This window comes from Maricaulis sp. B-26, assembly GCF_056857855.1.
Genome location: NZ_JBSXNX010000018.1, coordinates 113,318 through 136,847 on the forward strand (window position 1 = coordinate 113,318; position 23,530 = coordinate 136,847).

Sequence of the window (23,530 nt, forward strand, 5' to 3'; positions counted from 1 at the left end):
GCCCTGCTTCAAGCGCGGCATGATGAAAGCCGCGACACTCGGACAATTACGCGACCGTTACGACGCCCTCTACTGTGATGTATGGGGCGTCATTCGCGATGGCCGGGCGCTTTTGCCCGAAGCCGTCGAGGCGCTGCGCGAATTCCGCCGGTCGGGCGGTGCGGTCTGCCTGGTTTCCAATTCCCCCCGCCGCAGCGCCAGCCTCGCCTCCATGCTGAGGAAGATGGGCCTGCCGGACGATGCGGTGGACACGATGGTGACCTCGGGCGATGCGATCCATGCCGAACTGCTCGCCCGGACGCCGGGCCGGGCTTTGCGGATCGGACCGGAAGAGGATGGCGGGCTCTATGACGGGCTCGAGATCGAGTTTACCGATGTCGGTCAGGCCGATTTCATCGCCTGTACCGGACCCGACGATTACTGGAATGGCCGCCCCGAAGACTATGAAGCGGTTCTCCGGGAGGCGCAGGCGCGCGGGCTCGACCTGGTCTGCGCCAATCCGGATATCGTCGTGCAGGCGGGCGACCGGCTGATCTTCTGCGCCGGCGCGATCGCGCGACATTACGAGGCGATGGGCGGGAAATCCGTCGTCGCAGGCAAACCCCACAGGCCGATCTACGACCTGGCGCGCGTGGCGCTCGAACATGCCGGTCATGTTCCGGAGACGAAGCGGATCCTGGCGATCGGCGACGGCCCGGAGACGGATCTGGCCGGGGCCAATCGCATCGGCGTCGATGCCTTTTTCGTGGCAGGCGGAATCCTGTTCGGACACATGGAGGGCGACAGCCCCGATTCCGAAGCTGTCGCCCGTGCCCTTGTGCAATACGGTGTTTCGGCCCGCTGGTATGCGGCGAAACTGGTCTGGTCCGACCGCTAGTCGAACAGCGAGTCGATCGAGGACTGGTCGAGATCGGACGCCTCTTCGCCGCCTTCGGCGAACAGGGCATCGATATCGTCCTGACTGGTCTCCGGACCGCCGATCGCAGGACCATTGAGAAGGTTCTTCTCGGCGCGTTCGCGCTCGGCCTTCTCCTCCTCGGTCTCGAACGTGTCGGCATCGCGCACGCCCATCACTTCGGCGAAGCGGGCAACGCGGCTTTCGACGTGACGCAGGCTGTTCACCACTTTCGACACGCGCTGTCCGGACAGGTCCTGGAAGCTGCACGCCTCGATGATGGTCATCATCCGCGCCTCGATATTGGCCCGGTACTCGTCATAGTCCGTGGCTTCCTCGCACAGAACCGCTTCCGCTTCGCTCATGATGGTCTCGGTCGCGCGTTCGGTATCACCGACCACGGCTTCGAGCTCGGCACCGGCAGAGGGAATACGTTCCGTCTTGATGTCGTTCGGCCGCAGGGCGGCGATCTCGTCGCGGGTCTTCGAGATGTAGTCCGCGATATAGTTGAATTCCTGACAGATCGACTGATCGAGAGAGCTGAAGAACAGCTTCATCGTGTCGGTCAGCTGGTGCGCCAGCTTCAGGACTTCCATGATCTGCGCATCTTCCAGATCGCTCGCCTTGAGGTGGGCGAGGGAGCTGCGAACCTGCGCGGCAACATTGGCGGCGGGCATGGGGCCCTCCTTCCTTCCAAAACTCAAAAAACGAAGTGAGCGGTTCGGGACCTAGAAGTCGCCGAGAACAGCCGCCATCTTCGATTTTAGCGTGCCGGCGTTGAAGGGCTTCACGATGTAATTGTTTACACCGGCTTTTTTCGCGGCGACCACGTTTTCGGTCTTGGATTCGGCCGTGACCATGATGAAGGGTGTGCCCTTCATGCTTTCATCGCCGCGAACCTTCTGAAGAAGTTCGTAGCCCGTCATCGGCTCCATGTTCCAGTCAGAGATGACCAGACCATACTTGTTCTCTTGCATTTTCGCGTAGGCTTCCTGCCCGTCGGCAGCTTCATCCACGTTTTCGAAGCCAATCTGCTTGAGCAGGTTGCGAATGATGCGGATCATGGTCTTGTAATCGTCCACAACCAGGATCGGCATAGTCATTTCGACAGCCATGCGTAGTCTCCATCCACTCGGCGCGTTTACACAAGGACAGCTTGTTTCGCTGTCTTCAGTGAGGACCCTAGACATTCGCGGATAAAAATCGGTTAAAGCGCATACAAGGAAGGAGTCGCTCATGTCGGAAGTGCGCGCCATCGCTATTGATGATCTGGAAATTGGCCAATCCGCGGAAGCGGTTAGGGTCGTAACGGAAGAAGACCTGGAGCTGTTTGCCAAGGTTTCCGGGGACTATAACCCCGTCCATATGGACGAGGATTTCGCCCGGGCGACCCCCTTTCGGGGCCGTATCGCCCATGGCGCGCTCGTCGCCTCCTTCATTTCCGGCGTGCTGGGCAATCAGCTTCCGGGACCGGGCGCGATCTTTCTCGGTCTCAATCTGCGCTTCTTCCGCCCGACCCGCATCGGTGACGAGGTCACGACCCGCGTGACCGTGAAATCGGTCGATCTGAAATCGCGCAAGGCGATCATGGACTGCCTCTGCACGATCGGCGGCGAGGTAGCGATGGAGGCGGAAGCCGAAGTCATGGTCCGCAAGCGCCGCCGCAAGTCGACGGACGGCTGATCCGGCATGCAGATCCTGCGCGGTTACAACGGCATTCCCGACACGGCGCGTGGCGCCGTGATCGCGCTGGGCAATTTCGACGGTGTCCATGCGGGGCACCGCCATGTGGTGGGCCTTGCCGGCGCGCTGGCGGAGGAGGTCGGTGCGCCGCTCGGCGTGGCGCTTTTCGATCCGCATCCGCGTCGCTTCTTCGCGCCCGGAGCCCCGGCCTTCCGTCTGATGAGCGCGCGCCGCCGCAACGCCACGCTGGAAGCGCTCGGCGTGTCGCAGCTTCATGTCATTCCTTTCGATGCCACGCTCTCGCGCATGACGCCGGAGGAATTCGTGGCCGACGTTCTCGACCGCGGGCTTGGCGTGCGCGGCGTGGTGACCGGTGCGGATTTCCGCTTCGGCAATGGACGCGCCGGTTCGACCGGCGACCTGGAGCGCCTGTGCGCCGAGCGCGGCATTGCCACGCGCTTTGCCGAGCTGCAGGGGAACGGGGCGGACAAGGTATCCTCGACGCGCATTCGCAAGGCCATCCATGATGGCGATATGGGGGCCGCTGCGGAGCTCCTCGGCGCGCCCTGGTCGGTCGAGGGGCCGGTCGGGCACGGAGCCCGGCGCGGGCGCACGATCGGGTTTCCGACCGCCAATCTGACCCTGGGCGATTATGCCCGCCCGCCCTACGGCGTTTATGCGGTTATGGTCGGTCTGGACGGGGAGGCCCCGGCACGACCGGGTGTCGCCAATTTCGGCAAGCGTCCGACCGTCGACGGCGAGACCGAGCTGCTCGAGGTTCACCTGTTCGATTTCGAGGGCGATCTCTATGGCCGCGAAATGGAAGTCGCCTTCCATGATCACCTCCGGCCGGAGCGAAAGTTCGACGGGCTCGACGCCCTCAAGGCGCAGATCGATGCCGATGCGGAGACCGCGCGCCGCGTGCTGAGCCGCCTCTCTGGACCGGACTCATAGCCTCTGATACACGCCTGTACATGGTCCGTTCCCACGAGTTCATACGCCACGCGGCCTTGATTTCCGCGCATCGTCCGGTGCGAATTACCGGCCCGGGCCGCCAGGGATAATCATCCAGGCGGTTCCGGGACATGTCCTGCCTTGAACTTTTCGACGACCCAGACCGCAAGGACCCGATCCGATGACGGACACGCCTGCCAAGACCGGTACCGAGACCGGCTCGCGCGACTATCGCCAGACCCTCTTTCTTCCGACGACCGACTTCCCGATGCGCGCCGGCCTGCCCAAGCGCGAGCCTGAATGGCTCGAGCGCTGGGCCAGGCTGGACCTCTACAAACAGCTCCGCGAACAGTCCAAGGGACGCGAGCGCTGGGTGCTGCATGACGGCCCGCCCTACGCCAACGGGCACATCCATATCGGCACTGGCCAGAACAAGATTCTCAAGGATATCGTCGTCCGCTCCCATCAGATGCTGGGTTTCGACGCACCCTACCGTCCGGGCTGGGATTGCCACGGCCTGCCGATCGAGTGGAAGGTCGAACAGAATTTCCGTGCCAAGGGGCGCAACAAGGACGATATCGCCAAGAAGGAATTCCGCACCGAGTGCCGCAATTACGCCGCCGAATGGGTGGGCGTGCAGAGCACGGAATTCCAGCGTCTCGGCGTCATGGGCGAGTGGGACGATCCCTATCTGACCATGTCCTACGACGCGGAAGCCGCCATCGTGCGCGAATTCCTGAAATTCGTGGAGCAGGGCCTGGTCTATTGCGGATCGGCGCCGGTCATGTGGTCGCCGGTCGAACAGACCGCCCTCGCCGAAGCCGAGGTCGAATACCAGGACAAGGTGTCCACCACCATCCATGTCCGCTTCCCGATCCGCGGGCTGCGCAAGGATGGCAGCGCCATTCCGGAAAGCTGCGTCGGGGCCCAGGTCGTGATCTGGACGACTACGCCCTGGACCATCCCGGGCAATCGCGCGATCTGCTATTCGCCGGAGATTTCCTACGGCCTCTACAAGGTCATAGCGGTCGAGGAGACGGACTTCGAACCCTGGGTCATGCCCGGCGACACGCTCGTCGTGGCCGATGCCTTGTGGGACGAGACGGCCAAGGCGGCGAAGATCGCGTCCGCCGACCGCCTCCAGACCGTCGACCCGACTGGTTTCGTCTGTTCCCACCCCTTCGCGGAGCTGGACAAGTTCTGGGACTATCCCGTGCCGCTTCTGGCCGGCGACCACGTCACCGACGAGGCGGGTACGGGCTTCGTGCATACCGCACCCAGCCATGGTGCCGAGGACTATGCCGCCTGGATGGAATATCCAGAATGGCATGACCGCGATCAGCCGGTGCCGCAAATGGTCGGACGGGACGGCGCCTATTTCGATCACATCCCGGTTTTCGCCGGGCTGCACATCCTGCGTCTGGACGGCAAGAAGCAGGGCCAGGACGGCCCGGCCAACAAGGCCGTGATGGACAGGCTGGTCGAGTGCGGCAAGCTGATCGCCCGCGGGCGGCTGGAGCACTCCTATCCGCACTCCTGGCGGTCCAAGGCCCCGGTCATCTTCCGCAACACGCCGCAATGGTTCGTCGCCATCGACCGGCCGATGAAGTCGGGCGGAACGCTGCGCGAGAAGGCCTTGCAGGCAATCTCGGAAACCGAGTGGACGCCGAAACAGTCCGAGAACCGTATCCGCTCCATGGTCGAGCAGCGCCCGGACTGGCTGGTCTCGCGCCAGCGCGCCTGGGGCGTGCCGCTGACCATGTTCACAGAGAAGGGCACGGGCCGCGTTCTCAACGACCCCAGGGTCAATGAGCGCATCATCAAGGCCGTCGCCGAAGACGGCGCCGATGCCTGGTTCGAGCGCGATGCCGCGGACTTCCTCGGCAGCGAGTATTCCGCCGACGACTGGGAAAAGGTCACCGACATTCTCGACGTCTGGTTCGACAGCGGATCGACCCACGCCTTCTCGCTGGAAGAGCGTGCCGATCAGAAATGGCCGGCCGATCTCTATCTGGAAGGCTCCGACCAGCACCGCGGCTGGTTCCAGTCCTCCTTGCTGGAAAGCTGCGGCACGCGCGGCCGAGCGCCCTATGACGGGGTGCTGACGCACGGCTTCGTCATGGCCGGCGACGGGCGGAAAATGTCCAAATCGCTGGGCAATACGCTGGCCCCCAACGAGATCGCCAAGAAGTACGGCATCGAGATCATGCGCCTCTGGGTCTCCGCCCAGGACTTCACGGACGATCTTCGCATCTCGGAGGAAATCCTCCAGACCAGCGTCGATGCCTATCGCAAGATGCGCAATACGGTGCGCTACCTGCTCGGCGCGCTGGACGGTTTCGAGGCGCGCGAAGCGCTGCCGGTGGACCGCATGCCGTCGCTCGAGCGCTGGGTGCTGCACCGCCTGCACGAACTCGATGCCGTCGTCCGCAAGGGCTATGAGGCCTACGATTTCAAGCGGGTCTATTCGGCGCTGTTCAATTTCTGCGTGGTCGACCTGTCGGCCTTCTATCTCGATGTCCGCAAGGACAGCCTCTATTGCGACCGGCCCGACTCGGACCGCCGCCGCGCGGCCCGTACGGTGATGCACGAGATCTTCATGCGCCTGACGGCCTGGCTGGCGCCGATCATGCCCTTCACCATGGAAGAGGCCTGGCTGTCGCGCTTCCCGTCCGAGGACGACAGTGTGCATTTGCGCACCTTCCCGAAGACGCCGTCTGACTGGCATGACGGCGCCCTGGCGGAGAACTGGCAGGTCATCCGCCGGCTTCGCCGCGTGGTGACCGGTGCACTGGAAGTCGAGCGGCGCGAAAAGCGCATCGGCTCGAGCCTCGAGGCGGCGCCGCGCGTCTTCATCACCGATCCGGCCTATCGCCGGGCCATGGAGGCGGAAGCCGGCGGCGATGTGGACGAGTTCCTCGCCGAGATCGCCATCACCAGCCAGGCCTATCTGGTCGACGGCAAGTCCGAGACGGACGTCTTCCATATCGAGGACGTGGCGGATGTCGCCGTGGTGCCGGGCAAGGCGGAGGGGCAGAAGTGCGCCCGCTCGTGGAAATACTCCACCGAGATCGGCGCCGATCCGCGCTATCCGGACCTCACGCCGCGCGATGCGGATGCGGTGGCCTACTGGGACAGCGTGAATGGCTGATCTTCTGGGTGACATCCGGCGGCGCTTTGCGGCGTCGCCGGCCGCCCGGACGGGCCTGATTCTGGCCGGCGCCATCCTGGTGCTCGACCAGATCACCAAATGGCTCGTGCTCAATGTGCTGAACTTCTCCCCGCCGGGATGCCTGGATTACCAGCGCGCCGACGCGGCCGAGCGGCTCGGCATGGTGAATACCTGCGGGCATATCGAGCTCACCCCGGTCTTCGACCTCACCATGGTGTGGAACAAGGGGGTGAGTTTCGGCCTGTTCGGGGCGGACGGTCCGCTGGGGCGCTTCGTCCTGGTCGCCTTTTCCCTGCTTGTTGCCGCGGCTCTGGTGGCAGGACTCTTTGGCCGGGGTCCGCTGAAGGCCGAGCGCCGGCTGCAGGGTGTCGCCTTCGGCATGATCATCGGCGGGGCAGTCGGCAATGCCATCGACCGGAGCCTGTTCGGTGCCGTGGTCGACTTCCTGAACTTCTCCGACGTCTGGTTCCCCTATGTGTTCAATGTGGCCGATGTCGGAATCAATCTTGGCGTCGCGGCCATCCTGTTGGATATTGTGCTCAACGACCGTCATCCGCCGAAATCGGCGCTGCGGAAGAAATAAAGGCTGGTAAGCGGGGTGGAGCTGAGCGCCGCTCTTCGCTACAACTTGGCCACGGACTTAACGGAGCTTCGCCACCATGCGTATGCGTACCGCATTTCTGGCCGCCTCAGCGGCTTCCATCGCCCTTGCCGGGTGCTCCAGCATCGAGCGCGGCTTCGGCGCGCAAAAAGTCACGCCGGACGAGTTCCGCACCGTGACCATCGCGCCGCTGACGGTTCCGCCGGAGTATAACCTGCGGCCGCCGCGCCCGGGTGAACCCCGTCCGGACGAAATCTATCCGGACCAGCAGGCGCGTGCCGCGCTGCTCGGTTCGACCAGCCAGTTCGAAGGCTCGGACGCCGAAGCCCTTCTGGTCGCCCAGGCCGGCGGCGGTTCGGCCGATCCCTTCATCCGCTCCATCATCGACGGCGAGACCGCCGGCGTGGTGCGCAAGTCGCGCGGCTTTGCCGACCAGATCCTGTTCTGGCGCGACGGCGAGTACCAGCCGCCGGTCGATGCGACCCCGCTGGACGCCGAGGAAGAAGCCGATCGTCAGGAGCGCATCCACAACGTGACCGGCGGTGGCCAGGTCGAGATCGAACGCGATCGCCGCCTGCTGCCGAAACTGCCGGGTCTCTAGCCCCGGTTCGGCACGTCGCACTTGACCGACTCAGGGCCAGCCAGGAGGCTGGCCCTATGTCTTTGACCCTCAGCCAGCCCGTTATCCGGCGACTGCCTCCGGAGACCGTCAACCGCATCGCCGCGGGTGAAGTGGTCGAGCGTCCGGCCTCCGTCATCAAGGAACTGGCCGAGAATGCGCTCGATGCGGGGGCGAGGCGGATCGACATTTCGGCGGAAGGCGGCGGTCTCGTCCGTCTCGTCGTCGAGGATGACGGCAAGGGCATGAGCGAGGACGAGCTGGCGCTCTGCATCGAACGCCACGCCACCTCGAAACTGCCGGTTGCCGAGAACGGGCAGGACGATCTTCTCAATATCGCGACCATGGGCTTTCGCGGCGAGGCGCTGCCCTCGATCGGCTCGATCGCCCGTCTTTCCATCACCAGCCAGGCGAAAGGCGCGGGCGATGCCTATGCCATTCTGGTCGAGGGCGGCCAGACGCGCGGCACCGCGCCGGCAGCCCCGCTGGGACGTCCGGGCACGCGGATCGAGGTGCGGGATCTCTTCTACGCCACGCCGGCCCGCCTGAAATTCCTCAAATCCGAGCGTTCGGAAAACACCGGCATCACCGATGTCGTGAAGCGGCTGGCCATGTCGCGCCCGGATGTCGGTTTCTTCCTGACCCTGGACGGCCGCAAGCGTTTCTCCGTCGCTGCCGAACGGGGCGAAGGCAGCGAAGCCCGCAAGGCCCGGATGGCCGCGATGCTGGGCACGGATTTCGGCGATAATGCGCTGGAAGTCGATCAGGAGCGCGAAGGCATCCGCGTCACCGGATTTGCCAGCCTGCCGACCTTCTCGCGCGGCTCGGCCCAGCATCAATATCTTTTCGTCAATGGCCGGCCGGTCCGCGACAAGCTCCTCGGCGGCGCCGTGCGCGGGGCCTATCAGGACTTTCTGGCGCGCGACCGTCACCCGGTCGTGGCGCTCAATGTCGACCTGCCGACGGACCAGGTGGACGTCAACGTCCACCCGGCCAAGGCGGAAGTGCGCTTCCGCGATGCCGGTCTGGTGCGCGGCCTGATCGTCGGCTCATTGCGCCATGCCCTGGCCGCCGCCGGTCACCGCGCCTCGACCACCGTCTCCGGCTTCGCCCTCGGACGCGCCCGGCCTGAAGGGCAGGGTGGCGATTATGGCGGCAGCTATCAGGCGCCGCCGGCCCGGCCCTATCAATCCGCTGCCCATCATGTGGCCGGCTGGGGCCGTCCTGCCGAACCGGTCCAGGACCGCGTTTTCGACCCGGGTATGTCGGCGCGCGTCGAGCCGGATCGGTCTTTCGGCCAGCCGGGTTTCGGGGAAGCGCCGCAGGAGGGCATGCCGCCTCAATCCGACGCGCCGGCCGCTCCGCCGCCGGACTGGCCGCTCGGCGTCGCCCGCGCGCAATTGCACGAGACCTATGTCGTCGCCCAGACGCAGGACGGCATCGTCATCGTCGACCAGCACGCCGCTCATGAGCGCCTCGTCTATGAGCGCATGAAGACGATGATCGCCGAGACCGGCGTGCAGCGTCAGCAGCTCCTCGTGCCGGAAATCGTCGATCTCGACGAGGCCGAGGCGCGCCGCCTGCTCGAGCGCAGCGAAGAGCTGGAAGAGCTCGGCCTTGTTATCGAGGCCTTCGGCCAGGGTGCCATCGCCGTGCGCGAAACGCCCTCCCTCCTGAAAAAGCTGGACGTGCAGGGTCTGATCCGCGACCTCGCCGACGATCTCGCCGAATACGACCAGGCGCTCTCGCTGAAGGAAAAGCTGGAAGACGTGGTCGGCACCATGGCCTGCCACGGCTCCGTCCGCTCCGGCCGCCGCCTCACCGGCGAAGAGATGAACGCTCTCCTGCGCGAAATGGAAGCCACGCCCCACTCGGGCCAGTGCAATCACGGCCGGCCGACCTATGTCGAGCTGAAGCTGAGCGATATCGAGCGCCTGTTCGGGCGGCGGTGAAGATAGGGACATGTACCTTCGGTACGTGTCCCGGGTAGAACCGAGCTAGGCGACTGCTGACGGGAAGAGGCCGCATTGGGACACGTACCGAAGGTACATGTCCCTCATTCCCGCTCCAGAAACAGCACTTTCGCTGCCCCGTACTCCTTCACCACCCGGCGTTCCCAGCCGGGCGTTTCCGGGTCTTCATCCACGCCCACCTCGAATACGGCGACGGCATCGTCGCTGACCCAGCCGCCCTCGATCAGCCGCGTCAGCGTCTTTTCTCCCAGTCCCTTGCCATAGGGCGGGTCGAGGAAGACGAGATCGAAGGGCGCGCCGAGATTGGCGGGCTTCTCGCCCAGTGCGGTCGCGTCGCGGCGGTGGAGGCGCGTGTGACCGAAGAGCTGGAGCGTATCGATATTGTCGCGGATCGCCCCGCGCGCCTCGGCGGCCATCTCGACGAAGAGGCAGAAGGCGGCGCCGCGCGACATGGCTTCAAGGCCCAGCGCGCCGGATCCGGCATAGAGATCGATCACCCGGGCGTCCTCGATGGCCGGCGCCCAGTCGGCATGTTCGAGCACGTTGAAGAGGTTTTCGCGGGTCCGGTCGGTCGTGGGGCGCGTCGAGCGTCCCTTCGGCGCCACGATGGCGCGGCCCTTGTGCTTGCCGCCGACGATGCGCATCGGTTCAGCTCCGGCCGCGCGGCTTGCCGCCGCCGCGGCGCGGGGCCGGGCGTGCGGTCGGTGTGCCGTCGGGCTTGCGGCGGGCGCGAGTGGATTTGGCGTCCACGGGCCGGCCCTTGCGGGCGTCCTCGATCAGGCTGTCGTCGACTTCGCGCCTGGGCCGTCCGGGCTGGCCGGGGCCGCCCAAGGCACGCTGGCCCGGTTTCTGGCCGGGTTTGTGTCCGGGCTTGCGGCCCGGTTTCTGACCCGGGCGATTGGGCTTCGGCTTGGCACGGGCCTGTCCGACCGGTGCGCTGGCCGCGTCCATGAGATGGCCGCACTGATCGTGCAGCACGCGCGAGGGCACGGCCTTGACCTCGCCCCTGGCCAGTTGACCAAGCTGGAAGGGGCCGTAGGCCGTCCGGATCAGGCGATTGACTTTGAGTCCGACCGAGTCGAGGGCCTTGCGGACCTCGCGGTTCTTGCCTTCCTTGATGCCGACCTCGAGCCAGATATTCGAGCCGGTCTCGCGCTCGACCTCGACTTCCATCGGACCGTACTTGATCCCTTCCACCGTGACACCGGCGCGCAGCTTGTTGAGCGCGGCCTCGTCGATCGTGCCGAAGGCGCGCGCGCGATAGCGGCGGGTCCAGCCGGTCGAGGGCAGTTCCAGGGCGCGGGCAAGCGCCCCGTCATTGGTCAGGAGGAGCAGGCCCTCCGAGGTCAGGTCGAGGCGGCCGATCGAGATCACGCGGCCGATATCCTTCGGCAGTTTCTCGAACACGGTTTCGCGGCCTTCCGGGTCGGAGTGCGTGGTCACGAGACCCGTCGGCTTGTGATAGCGCCAGAGCTTGGTGGCTGCGGGCGGTTCGACCCGTTTGCCGTCGACCTCGATCTTTTCCTGTCCCGTCACCTTGAACGCGGGCGTGTCGAGCGTCTTGCCGTCCACCTTGATGCGGCCATCCTCGATCATGCGCTCGATCTCGCGGCGCGAAGCCACGCCGGCGCGGGCGAGGAATTTGGCGATACGCTCGGAATCGGGAGCGGACTTGTCGGCTGTCTCGGTCAAGCTTGACCCTTTCGATGCGGCGCTCTAACCCGCCGGGAATGGATAACACGCGCGATACACGGTTTATGGAGGCGGCGCTACGCCTCGCGCAAGCCGCAGCTGAAGCTGGCGAGGCACCGATCGGGGCGATCGTCGTCGATCCGGCCACGGACGAGATCGTCGCCGAAGCGCATAACCGCCCGATAGCGACGCATGATCCGACGGCCCATGCAGAAATCCTCGCCCTGCGCCGGGCCGCCGAAAAACGCGGCAATTACCGTCTCACCGGACTGGAGCTCTATGTCACGCTGGAGCCCTGCGCCATGTGCGCCGGCGCGATCAGTCATGCCCGGATCGGGCGGCTGGTCTATGGTGCCAGCGACGCCAAGGGCGGGGCTATCGCGCATGGTCCTCGCTATTTCGAACAGCCGACCTGTCACTGGCGGCCGGACGTCGTGTCCGGCGTAATGGGCGATGAGGCCGCGGGACTTCTCAAGGCGTTCTTCAAGGCGCGGCGCAAGGCGAAACCGGCCTGATTGATCCCGGCCTGTTTGATCCCGGTCTGAGTGTGACGGTTTCGTGATATTCCGTAGTTGTCACAAAATCTTGGCTTGAGATTGGGCCGTGTGCGGACGAAGAGGAAGCTCAACCTCGGAGTCGGGCCATGCGCCGTATCCTGATCAAATTCGTTCTCGCTTCGGCGCTCGCCACATCCGGTGCCACCGTCCAGGCCGCCACGCTTGTCTGTGCCAGCGATCCCGTCCTGCTGCGCGATGTCACGATCGTCGACGCATCGGGCGAATGGACCGATCAGGACATCTTCATCGAGGATGGCGAGATTTCCGTGATCGGTTCCGATCTCGAGCTTGAAACGACACGCACGGTGCGGGTCATGGATCGTCCCGGTTCCATCGTCCGGCCGACGCCCGCAGCACCGGCTACGGGCCGGCTGGTGATCCGCGCATCCCTCCGCGCAGCGCCGGCCGAGACGAAATATCTGATGCCGGGTCTGCCGGCGGATATGGTCGTCGAGGGCAATGGCCGGACCGAGTTCGAGATCCGCGGCGGCCGGCTGATCGGTACGGGCGAAACCTGCTTTAACGGCTAGGCTGTCGGTGCGAACCGTGCGCGGAGGCGCGGCTCGATCTGCGGCCATTCCTCTTTCAGAACCGAATACCAGACGGTATCGCGCCACTCGCCATTCCAGCATTTCAGGTGACGGCGCAGCACGCCCTCGCGCGTGGCGCCCATTTTCTCCATGGCCCGCTGGGAGCGCAGATTGCGGTGATGCGTCTTCAGCTCCACGCGCTGGGCGCCGCCGGCGAAGGCGCGGCCGAGCAGGAGATGCTTGCAGGCGGGGTTGATGGCCGTTCCGCGCGCATCCTTGCCATACCAGGTCCAGCCGATCTCCAGCCGCTCGTGAGCCGGCGTGATGGTCAGATAGGCGCTGTGGCCGACGACCTGTCCGTCGCCGGTCCGGCGAACGGCATGGGAGATCTGCGTGCCGGCGGCCTGACCCGCCAGCATCAGGTCGAACCAGTTGTCGAAATGTGCCCCGTCGGCCCGCAGCGAGGTCAACGCCCAGAGCTCGGTCTCGTTCGCGAGCGGCCGCAGCGCTTCGCGATGGGCCTCGGTCAGGGGTTCCAGCCGGACGATGCCGTTTTCCAGGGTGAGCGGTTCGATCTTCATGCGTGTCCCGTCAGCAGCAGGGTAAGGCCCCGTCCGATGTAGATGAGTCCGATCCCGCTGACGATCCATTTCGTCCAGGCGCGGAACTGGACGTCGCTCATCGCCGCCAGAACCCGAGCGCCGAGGGTCGTGCCGATAATGGCCAGCGGCGCGGCGGCGATCAGCCAGTAGGCGTTCGGCAGGGCGCCGGCGCCCAGGGCGGGCAGGATGTAATAGGCGATCTTCACGCCGTGGCTGACCACCTGCGTCGCCGCCTTGGTCGCCACGATGGTCCGCCGGTCCTTGCGCGTATCGGCGAAGAAGACGTCGAGCAGCGGTCCGGATACGCCGGCCACCGTGTTCAGTCCGGTAACGAGGAAACCGCAGAGCACCGCATGAGACGGTCTGGCCGCATCGAAATGGACGATGGAACGCGGCACCCAGATCACGCCGGGCACCAGGCCGAGAATGACGAAGAGCCAGGGCTTGGACAGTTCGAAGGCGGCGAAGAGGAGGCCCAGGGCCGCCACCGCCGATCCGGCGAGGAAGATCGCAAGCAGCCGCCAGTCGATCCAGCGGATGAGGAGAATGGCCCGCCATCCGTTGGAGATGCTCTGCACCACACCGTGCACGACCATCGCGGCAGAAACCGGCAGGATGACCGCCAGCACGCCCATCAGGATGAGCCCGCCCGCCATGCCGAACACGCCCGAGATGAAGGCCGTGCCCAGCACGCTGACGAGGAGGATGATGGGGGCGAAGATGCCGGTCATGGTGCAGGGCCGCAAACGGGCGCCTTATCAGGCGCCCGCCTTCTTCGCGAAATCCCAGGCCGCGTCTGCCATGGGTTCGACGGCGGCACCCATCTCCATCGCCCGCGCGTTGGAGGCATTGCCCTGAAGCGCCCGCGCGTACACGCCCTGGATGATCGAGGTGAGACGGAAGATGTTGTAGGCAAAATAGAAATCGAGCTCGGGAATGCCGTCCCGCCCGGTCCGCTCGCAATAGGATGCCGTGTATTCCTCCACGGTAGGAATACCCAGCGCCGGCAGGTCCACGCCCAGCATGCCATTGCGAATCTCCGGCGGCATGACCCAGCCCATCAGCTGGTAGGTGAAGTCCGCCAGCGGGTCGCCCAGCGTCGACAACTCCCAGTCCAGAACCGCAATCACGCGCGGTTCCGTCGGATGGAAGATCATGTTGTCGAGCCGGTAATCCCCGTGCACCACGCTGGTGCGCTCCTGCTCCGGCGCAGCCTCTGGCAGCCAGTCGATCAGCTTGTCCATGGACGCGACGGTCGAGGTTTCGGCGGCCCGGTACTGTTTCGACCAGCGGCCGATCTGGCGCTGGAAGTAATTCCCCGGCTTGCCGTAATCGCCCAGCCCGGCGGACTCGTGATCGATCGAGTGCAGATGGGCGAGCGTGGCGTTGGAGGCGTCGTAGATCGCCGCGCGCTCCGCCTTGTCGAGATCGGGCAGGAGCGGATCCCAGAAGATCCGGCCCTCCACGAAGTCCATGATGTAGAACTCCGTGCCGATGACCTCCCGGTCCATGCACAGACCGTGCATGACCGGGGCCGGGAAACCGGCCTCTCCCAGTGCGCTCATGACGCGGAATTCCCGGTCCACCGCATGGGCCGAGGGCAGAAGCTTGCCCGGGGGCTTGCGCCGCAGCACGTAGGACTTGCCCGGCGTGTCCAGCTTGTAGGTCGGGTTGGATTGTCCGCCCTTGAACTGGTGCACGGTCAGCGGGCCTTCATACCCGCTCACATGCTCGCTCATCCATGTGGCGAGCGCGGCCTCGTCGAAGGCCAGCGCGTCCACGACCGGCTTGGTGCCGGAGAAGCTGTCGTCGATCTCGCTCATTCGCTCAGATGCACCTGTCCACCCTGCATGACGAAATCGATATCCCGCAATTCGGAGATATTCTCCAGCGGATTGCCGTCCACGGCCACGATATCGGCGAACTTGCCGGCCTCGATCGTGCCGATCTCTTCCTCCATGCGGACATGGTGCGAGGCGTTGATCGTCGCGGTCACGATGGCCTCCATCGGCGTCATGCCGGCTTCGACATAAAGCTCGAACTCGCGCGCATTGTCGCCATGACGCGAGACGCCGCTATCGGTGCCGAAGGCGATGGTGACGCCACCCTCATGGGCGCGGCGGACCATGTCCAGCATTTGCGGACCGACGGCGCGGGACTTGGCGCGCTGATTGTCGGTCATGAAGTCGGCCGTCTCGGCGAGTTCCGCAACCGTCACGCCGGCCAGGACGGTCGGTACGAGGTAGGCGTCGTTGCGGCGCATCAGCCGGATACTGTCATTGTCCAGATAGGTGCCGTGCTCGATGGAGTCGCCGCCGGCTTGGAGGAAGGCGTTGATCCCGGTCACGCCATGGGCATGCGCGGTGACGCGGCGGCCCATCATGTGCGCGGCCTCGACGATGGATTCCAGCTCGTCGTCGAAGAATTGGCGCTCGACCCCGGCTGCCGTGTCGGACAGCACGCCGCCCGTCGCGGTGATCTTGATCACATCGGCACCGCCGCGGACCAGTTCGCGCACGGCGCGCCGGCAGTCGTCCGGACCGTCGCAGGCGGTCGGGCTGGAAAACCGGTGCATGACGTCGAGGGCGAAGCCGTTGATATCGCCATGACCGCCCGTCGGGGTGACCGACGTGCCGGAGACGCGCAGGCGCGGGCCGATGACGTCACCATCCTCGATCGCATCGCGCAGCGCCGTGATGGCCGCGAAATCGCCGCCGACATCCTGGGCGGTGGTAAAGCCGGCCAGCAGGGTCCGGCGGGCATGCATCGCACCGTCGAAGGCCAGGTCGGCGGAATTCTCGGTGAAGATGTTGAAGCGGCGGCCCGGCCCGAGCTCGGACAGCAGGTGGACATGGCTGTCGATGAAGCCCGGCATCACCCAGTCGTCCGAAAGGTCGACGATGGTAGCGCCCTCGGGCGACACATAACCGGCCTCGATCGCCTCGATCCGCTCGCCGCGGATCAGGATCGATTGTTCGGTCAGCGGGTCTTCGCCGGGAATTGCGATCAGGTGACCGGCATGGACAACGGTCAGCGGTGCGGGCTCGTCAGTCTGTGCAAGCGACGACACGCTGCTCATTGCGACCGCGGTCAACGCGGCCAGGGCGGTGCGGATCATGATGGGCTCCCCGTTTCGGTTTTTCGGTATGCGGGCAGCAGGATGCCGACAAGTCCGGGGAAGTCAAACCGGGCAGGCCACGTGTTGTGTTACGCCTCCCGCGCTCAATGCGTCTTGAGCGCGCGCCAGGCGATATCGCGGCGGCAGAAGCCCTGCGGCCAGTCGATCTGGTCCACGGCGGCATAGGCGCGCTCCACGGCATAGTGCAGCGTCTCGCCGGAGGCGGTGACGTTCAGCACGCGGCCGCCCTGAGCGGTGATCTCGCCGTCGGCATTGCGGCCCGTTCCGGCCTCGAAGACGTTGACGCCTTCCATCAGATTGGCCTTGTCGATGCCCTTGATGACGGAGCCTTTCTCGTAGCTGCCCGGATAGCCCTCGGCTGCCATGACGACGGTGATGGCCGGTTCCGGCGACCAGTCGACCGGCATCATCTCGTCCAGCGTGCCCTCTGCGACGGCGCACAGATAGGGCAGGATATCGTTCTCGATGCGCATCATCAGGACCTGGCATTCCGGATCGCCGAAACGGATGTTGAACTCCACCGTCTTCGGACCGTCTTCGGTGACCATCAGCCCGGCGAACAGCACACCCTTGAAGGGCGTGCCTTCAGCGGCAAGGCCCCTCGCGACCGGTTCGATGATGGTCTTCATCGCGGTGTCGATGAGAGAGGGCGTGGCGATCGGCGCGGGCGAATAGGCGCCCATCCCGCCCGTATTCGGTCCGGTATCGCCTTCGCCGACCCGCTTGTGGTCCTGGGCCGCGCCGCAGAAGAGGACGGTTTCGCCGTCGCACAGGGCGAAGATGGAAACTTCCTCGCCCGCCATGAATTCCTCGATCACCAGCGTTTTCGAGGCTTCGCCGAACTTGCCGGACAGGAAGGCCTCGATCTCGGATTCCGCCTCGGTGCGGTCTTGCACGATGACGACGCCCTTGCCGGCCGCCAGACCGTCGGCCTTGAGCACGTAGGGGGGATCCAGCGTATCGAGGAAGGCCTTCGCCTCAGCCGCGTCGGTGAACGTCCCGTAGCGGGCCGTCGGGACATTGTGGCGGGCGTAGAAATCCTTGGCGAACGCCTTGGAGGTTTCCAGCATGGCGGCGCCCCTGGAGGGGCCGAACGTGGCGATGCCGGCTTCGCCGAGGCGGTCGGCAAGGCCATCGCAGAGCGGGTTCTCCGGACCCACCACCACGAGATCGACCGATTCGCGCTTTGCGAGATCGACGAGGCCGTCCAGGTCGGAGACCGGAATGTCGTGACAGCTTGCCAGCTCCGAGATGGCCGCGCTGCCCGGGGCGGCCAGCAGGGCCGTCGTCAGCGGGCTCTGTGCAATCTTCCAAACCAGGGCGTGTTCACGCCCGCCCGAACCGATCACCAGAACTTTCATGCGAACCTCTTGGTCAAGTTGCGACCTAGCTAACCCAAAGCCCGACGCGGCGCGAGTCCGCCAACTGTCGCGCCCGGCCGATTTGTGGTGTTGCGTGCCGCCATGCCGTTGCGATCACCCGCATTCCATCCTACCAGAGTCCGTATGAGCGATCCCTCGGGAAACATCCACGAATTCACGGTCTCCGAACTGGCCGGCTCGCTGAAGCGGACGGTCGAGGACGCTTTCGGCCATGTCCGCGTGCGCGGTGAACTGGGACGTGTCGTGGTCGCCAAGTCGGGCCATGTCTATTTCGACATCAAGGACGAGCGCGCCGTGATCGCCTCGATCGCCTGGAAGGGGACGGCGGCGCGTTTCCGTTTCCGGCCCGAAGAAGGGCTGGAAGTGATCATCGAGGGCCGGATGTCGACTTATCCGGGCCGCTCGCAATACCAGCTCATCGTCGACACGATGGAACCCGCCGGTGCCGGCGCGCTCATGGCGCTGTTGGAAGAGCGCAAGAAAGCGCTCGCCGCGGAAGGGCTGTTCGCACCGGAACGCAAGAAGGCCATTCCCTTTCTGCCGCGCACGATCGGCGTCGTGACCTCGCCCACCGGTGCGGTGATCCGGGATATCCTCCATCGTCTCGGCGACCGCTTTCCGCGACATGTCCTGCTCTGGCCGGTCTTGGTCCAGGGCGATGGCGCGGCACAGCAGGTCGCCGACGCCATTCGCGGTTTCAACGCCCTGCCTGCGGACGGTCCCATACCGCGCCCCGACGTGCTGATCGTCGCGCGCGGCGGGGGCTCGATCGAGGATCTCTGGGGGTTCAACGAGGAAATCGTCGTGCGGGCGGCGGCCGAGAGCGAGATCCCGCTTATTTCCGCCGTGGGCCACGAGACCGACACGACCCTGATCGACTATGCGGCCGACCGCCGCGCGCCAACGCCGACCGGCGCTGCGGAAATGGCGGTGCCCGTCCGCGCCGAGCTGAAAGCCGATATCGAGGCCTTTTCCGGCCGGCTGGTATCGTCGCTCTCGCGCCTGATCGAACGTCGCCGCACCGAGCTGCGCTCGGCCGCACGCGGCCTGCCGCGCCCGGCGGCCTTGCTCGACCTGAAGCGCCAGCGCTTCGACATGATTTCCGACCGGCTCGATCCGGCTCTGTTGGGCACGACGGCTGAAAAGCGGTCCAGACTCCTCGTTCTCCAGGCCGGGCTCAAACCGGCTGCGCTGAACCGCGATATCCGCCAGCGCCGCGAGCGGGTCGCGGATCGCAGCGCGCGGCTCAGTCCGGCAATGCAGCGCATTGCGCAGGACCGCCGGCGGTCGCTGGACGGATGGGCGGCGCGCCTCGCCTCGCTGAGCCACAAATCCGTGCTCAATCGCGGTTTCGTGCTGGTACGCGATGCCGACGGGGCGCTGGTCCGGGCCGGCGCTTCGCTCGCTTCGGGAGCGGGCGTGGAGCTCGAATTCGCCGATACGCGACGCAAGGCGGTGATCGACGGCGACGGTAAGGCGGGCGCCGAAACTGATTCGCCCCCCGCAGTCGTCAATGCGCCGTCTGTCCCGGCCAGACCGCCGCGCAAACGCAAGGCAAAGCCGAAATCGCCGCCGGAAGGACAGGGCACGCTCTTTTGAGAGCCCGGGGACTTCCTTTACCCACTCCCCTCAGGCTGGATCGCATGATAGACGGGCTCCATGACTGATTTCAGCTTCGACAAAGAATTCCAGGGCGAAGCCATCCTCGAGTATGGCGATGCCGATTTCATCATCCTCAAGGCGGGGGCCTTCGTGCGTTGTGCTGTGACAGGCGACGAGATTCCGCTCGCCGATCTGCGCTACTGGAATGTCGATGAGCAGGAGGCCTATCGCGATGTTCTGGTCGCGGGGGCACGCTGGAAGGAGCTGCACGCGGAGCCGGGCCAATGATCGCACCGCTCGCAGCCATGCTCCTGGCCCAGGCGGTCGGCGATGTTCCGGCCACCGATCCGATCGGCGATCTGATCGCGTCCCAGTCTCCCGATGCCGGTGAGACGGTCTCGTCGGACGCGGAACGGGCCATGCTGATGGCGGCCTCTCCCTCGAGCTTCTGCATCGGCGAGATGCGCGAAGGCGCGCTTCTGATCTGCGATTTCATGCCCGGTGCCCGAGTCCGCTTCGGGGAGATGGAAACCACGGCCGATGCCGACGGCGTCGCGGTTCTCGGCATTCCGCGGGACGCCCCGGAAACGCTGTCGCTCGAGATCGATTACGAGGGTGCGGATGGCGGTGCCGGCCAGATCACGCAAGACGTCTCCATCGAACAGCGCGAATACGTGCTCCAGCATGTGAACGGTGTGCCGCAGGCGACCGTGACGCCGGACGAAAGCACGCTGCCGCGCCGGCAGCGCGAATATGCCCAGAAGCGGGCAGCCCTGGCGACGCGCTGGGAGGGGCAGGGTTTCCTCGACGGGTTCATTCGCCCGTCCGAAGGCATCACGACCGGGGTCTACGGCTCCGCCCGCGTCTACAATAACGGGCATGAGGGTAATCCTCACTGGGGTCTGGACTGGGCCAACGATACCGGCACGCCCGTCGTGGCGCCCGCCGGCGGCCGCATCATCCTCGCCGAGGACGACATGTATTACGAGGGCGGCCTGGTCTTCCTCGATCACGGCCAGGGCCTGGTCAGCCTCTTCCTTCACATGAGCGCGGTTCATGTCAGCGAGGGCGATTTGGTCGAGCAGGGCGAGCTGATCGGCGAAATCGGTGCCGGCGGCCGGGCGACCGGTCCGCATCTCGACTGGCGCGTGAAGATCAATGACGATTTCTACGTCGACCCGGCCATGATGCTGGAACTGGACCTGGGCCGCTTCCGCAGCGAGGGGTAGGGACCGGAGTTTTCCGGCATCCTTGTCATGTCCTGTATTCCTCCCCCGCCTGCGCGGGGCGCTTCTGCGCGGTCGGACGGGCCTCCCATTGTCTTCCCGGCCGGAGAGCCCGCGCAGTCGGGCTGCAGCGCCGGCCCCCATAAACGCGAAATTCTCCCCGAAGCGGACTCTCTATCCACGCCGCGTCTTCTTCCGGCCAGCACCTGGATTATGGGTCCCGGATCTCCGCCCGGCTCAGGGCCGGGCATGTGTCCGGGATGACAAGTCTGGCGCGTTTTGAATCGAACTTATCCCCACCCTCCAAACCTGCCTCATACTCACCCCCGTTCTCGCACCGCTCGAGGCCCGGCCTGGTTCGCCGGGGGTGTGGGGAGTACGGAGCCTGCCCGTCCCTGCTGACTGACCAAAGCAGGGCCCGGTGGTGGCCATCGGTTCGGAGAGGCAGCAAAAGCGCTGACTGTCTGTCCAGACCGGTTTCGAGAGGGAGCCCGTAAGGGCTCCGGTAAATCTCCGTGTGCAGGATGTCCCTGATGTCACTCACACTTACACATACGCACCGGCATCAGCCGGCATCCTGCACCCCTCATACCGCCAGGCGGCAACGCCGTGGCGCTATCGGTGCTTCGTCCTCCCCCACCGGGGGAGGTGTCCCGCAGGGACGGAGGGGGATGGTGCAGGATGAGGCGCCGAGTGCCCCCTTCGACCCGCCGCTTCGCGCCGGCCCACTACCCCCGCGAGAGGGGGAAGACGAAAGAGGCGCCGAACCGGGACCCCCGGTCCCGCAAGCGCGACTGCGCGCCGGCCCTTGTGGGCCGCCCCATCGGAGGCGTCCGCGAAGCGGACTGCCGTGAGATCGAATAATTCTTCTCTTCAGACCTTGTGGGTATTGGCCGCGCAGAGACAGGTGAAGGCGTTGGCGAGGTCGCCTTCGGTGGCCGTGTAGTCGAAGGTGATTTCCTCGCCTGCGGCCAGGTCGCGGACGGCGACGAGGCAGGGGCGGGTGTCTGCGTCGTAGACGATCTTGCAGCTCGGCTCGCAGGCATGGTTCACGAAATGCCCGTAGCCGGTCGGCTCGATATGCCGCACGCCCGAAGTGCGGAAGGAGTAGGGCGTCTGCGTGTCGCTGAAGGGGCCATGCACTTTGGCGACCACCATGCCTTCCTCGACCGGTGCGATGCTGGCCACGCCCCAGCCATGAGTCGGGCTCGGTTCGAGCCTGACCGCGGGGGCGTCCTCGAGCACGTAGGCGAGGCGGGGCAGGGGGTGAGCGTCGCCCACACCTTCCAGCGTGCCTTCGAAAGCGGCGCCTCCGGCTGCGAGATCGTCATGAAGGCTTACCCGCAAACGCTCCGACGGTCCGCCATCGACCGGGGCAATTTCCAGATCGAGGCCGTTGCCAGTCTCGCCATTGAGGGTATGGACCTGATAACGAACCGGGGTCGCGCTGCGACCGGCCAGGCGGATCAGTTCGCCGGTATAGCCGCCAGGCGTGCGAGAGAGCCTGAGCCGGTCATAGGTGCGCTTTCCGTCCGGATCGATGAAGAAGCCGATATGATAGCGTTCTCCGGTTTCGTAGCGCAGCGCAGCTGCCGCTATCTGATCCCCGCTGGGCGCACGTTCACGCGCCTCTGTCCCTTGATCGCTCACGGTACGCACTCACCTTGCCGGTCGACACACAATCCGCGGGACCCGGCTCTGTGCCCGCGCATGCAAGTATGGCCTTGATGCTAGTGAGTCGTTCATGCTGCGCAAGCGAAGATTGAGCATGGGGCGGAGGCAGGGTTAAGGCGGATTATACATATGCCGACCCAGGTCCGGGCTCTGCGTCCGGCGCAAACCTGCCAACCGCGCCTCTTGCTTGATGCATGCGCGTTCAGGGCTTATGTCCCGCCCATGGCCAATCTGATCGACAATACGTCCTCGCCCCGTCCGGCTTCGAGCTCGCAGGCCGCCTCCGAAGCACGTGCCGCGCGCCACCCGGAAAAGCAGAAGCGTCCGGACTCGCCCGTTCTGCGCAAGCCTGACTGGATCCGGGTCAAGGCGCCTCTGGGCAAGACCTTCAACGAAACCCAGAAAATCGTGAAGGAAGGCGGCCTCGTCACTGTCTGCGAGGAGGCCGGCTGCCCGAATATCGGGGAGTGCTGGGATCAGAAGCATGCCACTTTCATGATCCTCGGCGATACCTGCACGCGGGCCTGTTCCTTCTGCAATGTGAAGACCGGGCTGCCGCAAGCCGTCGATAGCGGCGAGCCGCGCCGTGTCGCCGATGCCGTGGCCGAAATGGGGCTGAAGCACGTCGTCATCACCTCGGTCGACCGGGACGATCTCGACGATGGCGGGGCGCAGCATTTCGTCGATGTGATCGAGGCGATCCGGACGTCGACGCCCTCCACGACGATCGAGATCCTGACGCCGGACTTCCTGCGCAAGCCGGGCGCTGCCGAGCGCGTCATCGACGCCAAGGCGGACGTGTTCAACCACAATCTGGAAACCGTGCCGCGGCTTTATCTCTCCATCCGCCCCGGCGCCCGCTATTACCACTCCCTGCGTCTGCTCGAGCGCGTGAAGGATCGCGATCCCTCGCAATTCACCAAGTCCGGCATCATGGTCGGCCTTGGCGAGACCAAGGAAGAAGTCATGCAGGTCATGGACGATATGCGGTCCGCGGGCATCGACTTCCTGACCATCGGCCAGTATCTCCAGCCGACCCGCAAGCACGCGGCGATCGACCGTTTCGTGACGCCGGACGAGTTCAAGGCCTATGAGACCATCGCCCGCGCCAAGGGCTTCCTCATGGTCTCCGCCACGCCGCTGACCCGGTCCAGCCACCATGCCGGAGACGATTTCGCCAAGCTGCGAGCGGCCCGAGACGCCATGCTGGCACGCGGCTGACATCCGGC

Annotated in this window: 23 protein-coding genes; 13 read left to right on the plus strand and 10 right to left on the minus strand. The window is 65.5% G+C overall.

Features of this window, described 5'->3' with window-relative positions; genetic code table 11:
• Window positions 1–22: 22 nt before the first annotated feature.
• Window positions 23–877, plus strand: coding sequence for a TIGR01459 family HAD-type hydrolase (locus AC13HB_RS05560; protein ID WP_482948742.1), 855 nt, complete (start codon window positions 23–25; stop codon window positions 875–877).
• Here the strand turns inward: AC13HB_RS05560 and AC13HB_RS05565 are convergent.
• Together AC13HB_RS05565 and AC13HB_RS05570 are read right to left on the minus strand one after the other, a co-directional pair.
• Window positions 874–1,572, minus strand: coding sequence for a protein phosphatase CheZ (locus AC13HB_RS05565; RefSeq protein WP_482948743.1), 699 nt, complete (start codon window positions 1,570–1,572; stop codon window positions 874–876). The genes AC13HB_RS05560 and AC13HB_RS05565 overlap by 4 nt on opposite strands.
• Window positions 1,573–1,623: 51 nt before the next feature.
• Entirely contained in the window at window positions 1,624–2,010 is a 387-nt protein-coding gene (locus AC13HB_RS05570) for a response regulator (protein WP_482948744.1), read from the minus strand.
• A gap of 121 nt (window positions 2,011–2,131) precedes the next feature.
• On the opposite strand from AC13HB_RS05570, the gene AC13HB_RS05575 reads away from it, so the two are divergent.
• The 6 genes from AC13HB_RS05575 to mutL all read left to right on the plus strand — a co-directional run bounded on the left by AC13HB_RS05575 (window position 2,132) and on the right by mutL (window position 9,876).
• The gene (locus tag AC13HB_RS05575) at window positions 2,132–2,578 is read left to right on the plus strand and encodes a MaoC family dehydratase (RefSeq protein ID WP_482948745.1); all 447 of its coding nucleotides are present in this window, start codon (window positions 2,132–2,134) and stop codon (window positions 2,576–2,578) included.
• Window positions 2,579–2,584: 6 nt separating this feature from the next.
• Window positions 2,585–3,532, plus strand: coding sequence for a bifunctional riboflavin kinase/FAD synthetase (locus AC13HB_RS05580; RefSeq protein ID WP_482948746.1), 948 nt, complete (start codon window positions 2,585–2,587; stop codon window positions 3,530–3,532).
• A gap of 181 nt (window positions 3,533–3,713) precedes the next feature.
• Window positions 3,714–6,683 carry an isoleucine--tRNA ligase gene (gene ileS / locus AC13HB_RS05585; RefSeq protein WP_482948747.1) on the plus strand — a complete coding sequence of 990 codons (2,970 nt, stop codon included), beginning with the start codon at window positions 3,714–3,716 and terminating at the stop codon, window positions 6,681–6,683.
• On the plus strand, window positions 6,676–7,287 hold the full coding sequence (gene lspA / locus AC13HB_RS05590) for a signal peptidase II (RefSeq protein WP_482948748.1): 612 nt from the start codon (window positions 6,676–6,678) through the stop codon (window positions 7,285–7,287). The genes ileS and lspA overlap by 8 nt, the downstream gene beginning before the upstream one ends.
• A 76-nt stretch (window positions 7,288–7,363) precedes the next feature.
• Window positions 7,364–7,906 carry a DUF3035 domain-containing protein gene (locus AC13HB_RS05595; protein ID WP_482948749.1) on the plus strand — a complete coding sequence of 181 codons (543 nt, stop codon included), beginning with the start codon at window positions 7,364–7,366 and terminating at the stop codon, window positions 7,904–7,906.
• A 56-nt stretch (window positions 7,907–7,962) separates the two neighbouring features.
• Complete coding sequence (gene mutL, locus AC13HB_RS05600) at window positions 7,963–9,876, plus strand: DNA mismatch repair endonuclease MutL (protein WP_482948750.1); 1,914 nt, start codon at window positions 7,963–7,965, stop codon at window positions 9,874–9,876.
• 104 nt (window positions 9,877–9,980) lie between these two features.
• Here the strand turns inward: mutL and rsmD are convergent, their stop codons facing one another.
• Both rsmD and AC13HB_RS05610 read right to left on the minus strand, forming a co-directional pair.
• Window positions 9,981–10,541: a 16S rRNA (guanine(966)-N(2))-methyltransferase RsmD gene (rsmD, locus tag AC13HB_RS05605; RefSeq protein ID WP_482948751.1), complete on the minus strand. Its 561-nt coding sequence runs from the start codon at window positions 10,539–10,541 to the stop codon at window positions 9,981–9,983.
• 4 nt (window positions 10,542–10,545) lie between these two features.
• Window positions 10,546–11,589 (minus strand): pseudouridine synthase, encoded by a 1,044-nt coding sequence (locus tag AC13HB_RS05610; RefSeq protein WP_482948752.1) that lies wholly within the window; start codon window positions 11,587–11,589, stop codon window positions 10,546–10,548.
• A gap of 14 nt (window positions 11,590–11,603) precedes the next feature.
• Between AC13HB_RS05610 and tadA the strand changes: the two genes are divergently transcribed.
• Window positions 11,604–12,104, plus strand: a complete 501-nt coding sequence (tadA, locus tag AC13HB_RS05615; protein ID WP_482948753.1) for a tRNA adenosine(34) deaminase TadA — start codon at window positions 11,604–11,606, stop codon at window positions 12,102–12,104.
• 128 nt (window positions 12,105–12,232) lie between these two features.
• Complete coding sequence (locus AC13HB_RS05620) at window positions 12,233–12,676, plus strand: hypothetical protein (protein ID WP_482948754.1); 444 nt, start codon at window positions 12,233–12,235, stop codon at window positions 12,674–12,676.
• On the opposite strand, the gene AC13HB_RS05625 is transcribed toward AC13HB_RS05620, so the two are convergent.
• From AC13HB_RS05625 to purD, 5 genes are all read right to left on the minus strand, one after another.
• Window positions 12,673–13,257, minus strand: a complete 585-nt coding sequence (locus AC13HB_RS05625) for a GNAT family N-acetyltransferase (protein ID WP_482948755.1) — start codon at window positions 13,255–13,257, stop codon at window positions 12,673–12,675. The two genes, AC13HB_RS05620 and AC13HB_RS05625, sit on opposite strands and share 4 nt — an antisense overlap.
• Window positions 13,254–14,009, minus strand: coding sequence for a TSUP family transporter (locus AC13HB_RS05630; protein WP_482948756.1), 756 nt, complete (start codon window positions 14,007–14,009; stop codon window positions 13,254–13,256). Before AC13HB_RS05630 ends, AC13HB_RS05625 begins: the two co-directional genes overlap by 4 nt.
• Before the next feature lie 27 nt (window positions 14,010–14,036).
• Complete coding sequence (locus AC13HB_RS05635) at window positions 14,037–15,101, minus strand: phosphotransferase (RefSeq protein WP_482948757.1); 1,065 nt, start codon at window positions 15,099–15,101, stop codon at window positions 14,037–14,039.
• Window positions 15,098–16,396 carry a metal-dependent hydrolase family protein gene (locus AC13HB_RS05640; protein WP_482948758.1) on the minus strand — a complete coding sequence of 433 codons (1,299 nt, stop codon included), beginning with the start codon at window positions 16,394–16,396 and terminating at the stop codon, window positions 15,098–15,100. Before AC13HB_RS05640 ends, AC13HB_RS05635 begins: the two co-directional genes overlap by 4 nt.
• A 104-nt stretch (window positions 16,397–16,500) precedes the next feature.
• The gene (gene purD, locus AC13HB_RS05645) at window positions 16,501–17,778 is read right to left on the minus strand and encodes a phosphoribosylamine--glycine ligase (protein WP_482948759.1); all 1,278 of its coding nucleotides are present in this window, start codon (window positions 17,776–17,778) and stop codon (window positions 16,501–16,503) included.
• Between the two features lie 144 nt (window positions 17,779–17,922).
• Between purD and xseA the strand changes: the two genes are divergently transcribed.
• The 3 genes from xseA to AC13HB_RS05660 are packed head-to-tail and all read left to right on the plus strand — an operon-like array spanning window position 17,923 to window position 20,630.
• Entirely contained in the window at window positions 17,923–19,398 is a 1,476-nt protein-coding gene (gene xseA, locus AC13HB_RS05650; protein WP_482948760.1) for an exodeoxyribonuclease VII large subunit, read from the plus strand.
• Window positions 19,399–19,458: 60 nt separating this feature from the next.
• Complete coding sequence (locus AC13HB_RS05655) at window positions 19,459–19,689, plus strand: DUF2093 domain-containing protein (RefSeq protein WP_482948761.1); 231 nt, start codon at window positions 19,459–19,461, stop codon at window positions 19,687–19,689.
• Window positions 19,686–20,630 carry a M23 family metallopeptidase gene (locus tag AC13HB_RS05660; protein ID WP_482948762.1) on the plus strand — a complete coding sequence of 315 codons (945 nt, stop codon included), beginning with the start codon at window positions 19,686–19,688 and terminating at the stop codon, window positions 20,628–20,630. The genes AC13HB_RS05655 and AC13HB_RS05660 overlap by 4 nt, the downstream gene beginning before the upstream one ends.
• 870 nt (window positions 20,631–21,500) lie before the next feature.
• On the opposite strand, the gene AC13HB_RS05665 is transcribed toward AC13HB_RS05660, so the two are convergent.
• A complete protein-coding gene (locus tag AC13HB_RS05665; RefSeq protein WP_482948763.1) occupies window positions 21,501–22,277 on the minus strand; it encodes an SET domain-containing protein-lysine N-methyltransferase in 777 nt (258 codons plus the stop codon).
• Window positions 22,278–22,523: 246 nt separating this feature from the next.
• On the opposite strand from AC13HB_RS05665, the gene lipA reads away from it, so the two are divergent.
• On the plus strand, window positions 22,524–23,522 hold the full coding sequence (gene lipA / locus AC13HB_RS05670; protein ID WP_482948764.1) for a lipoyl synthase: 999 nt from the start codon (window positions 22,524–22,526) through the stop codon (window positions 23,520–23,522).
• The last annotated feature ends 8 nt before the right edge of the window (window positions 23,523–23,530 follow it).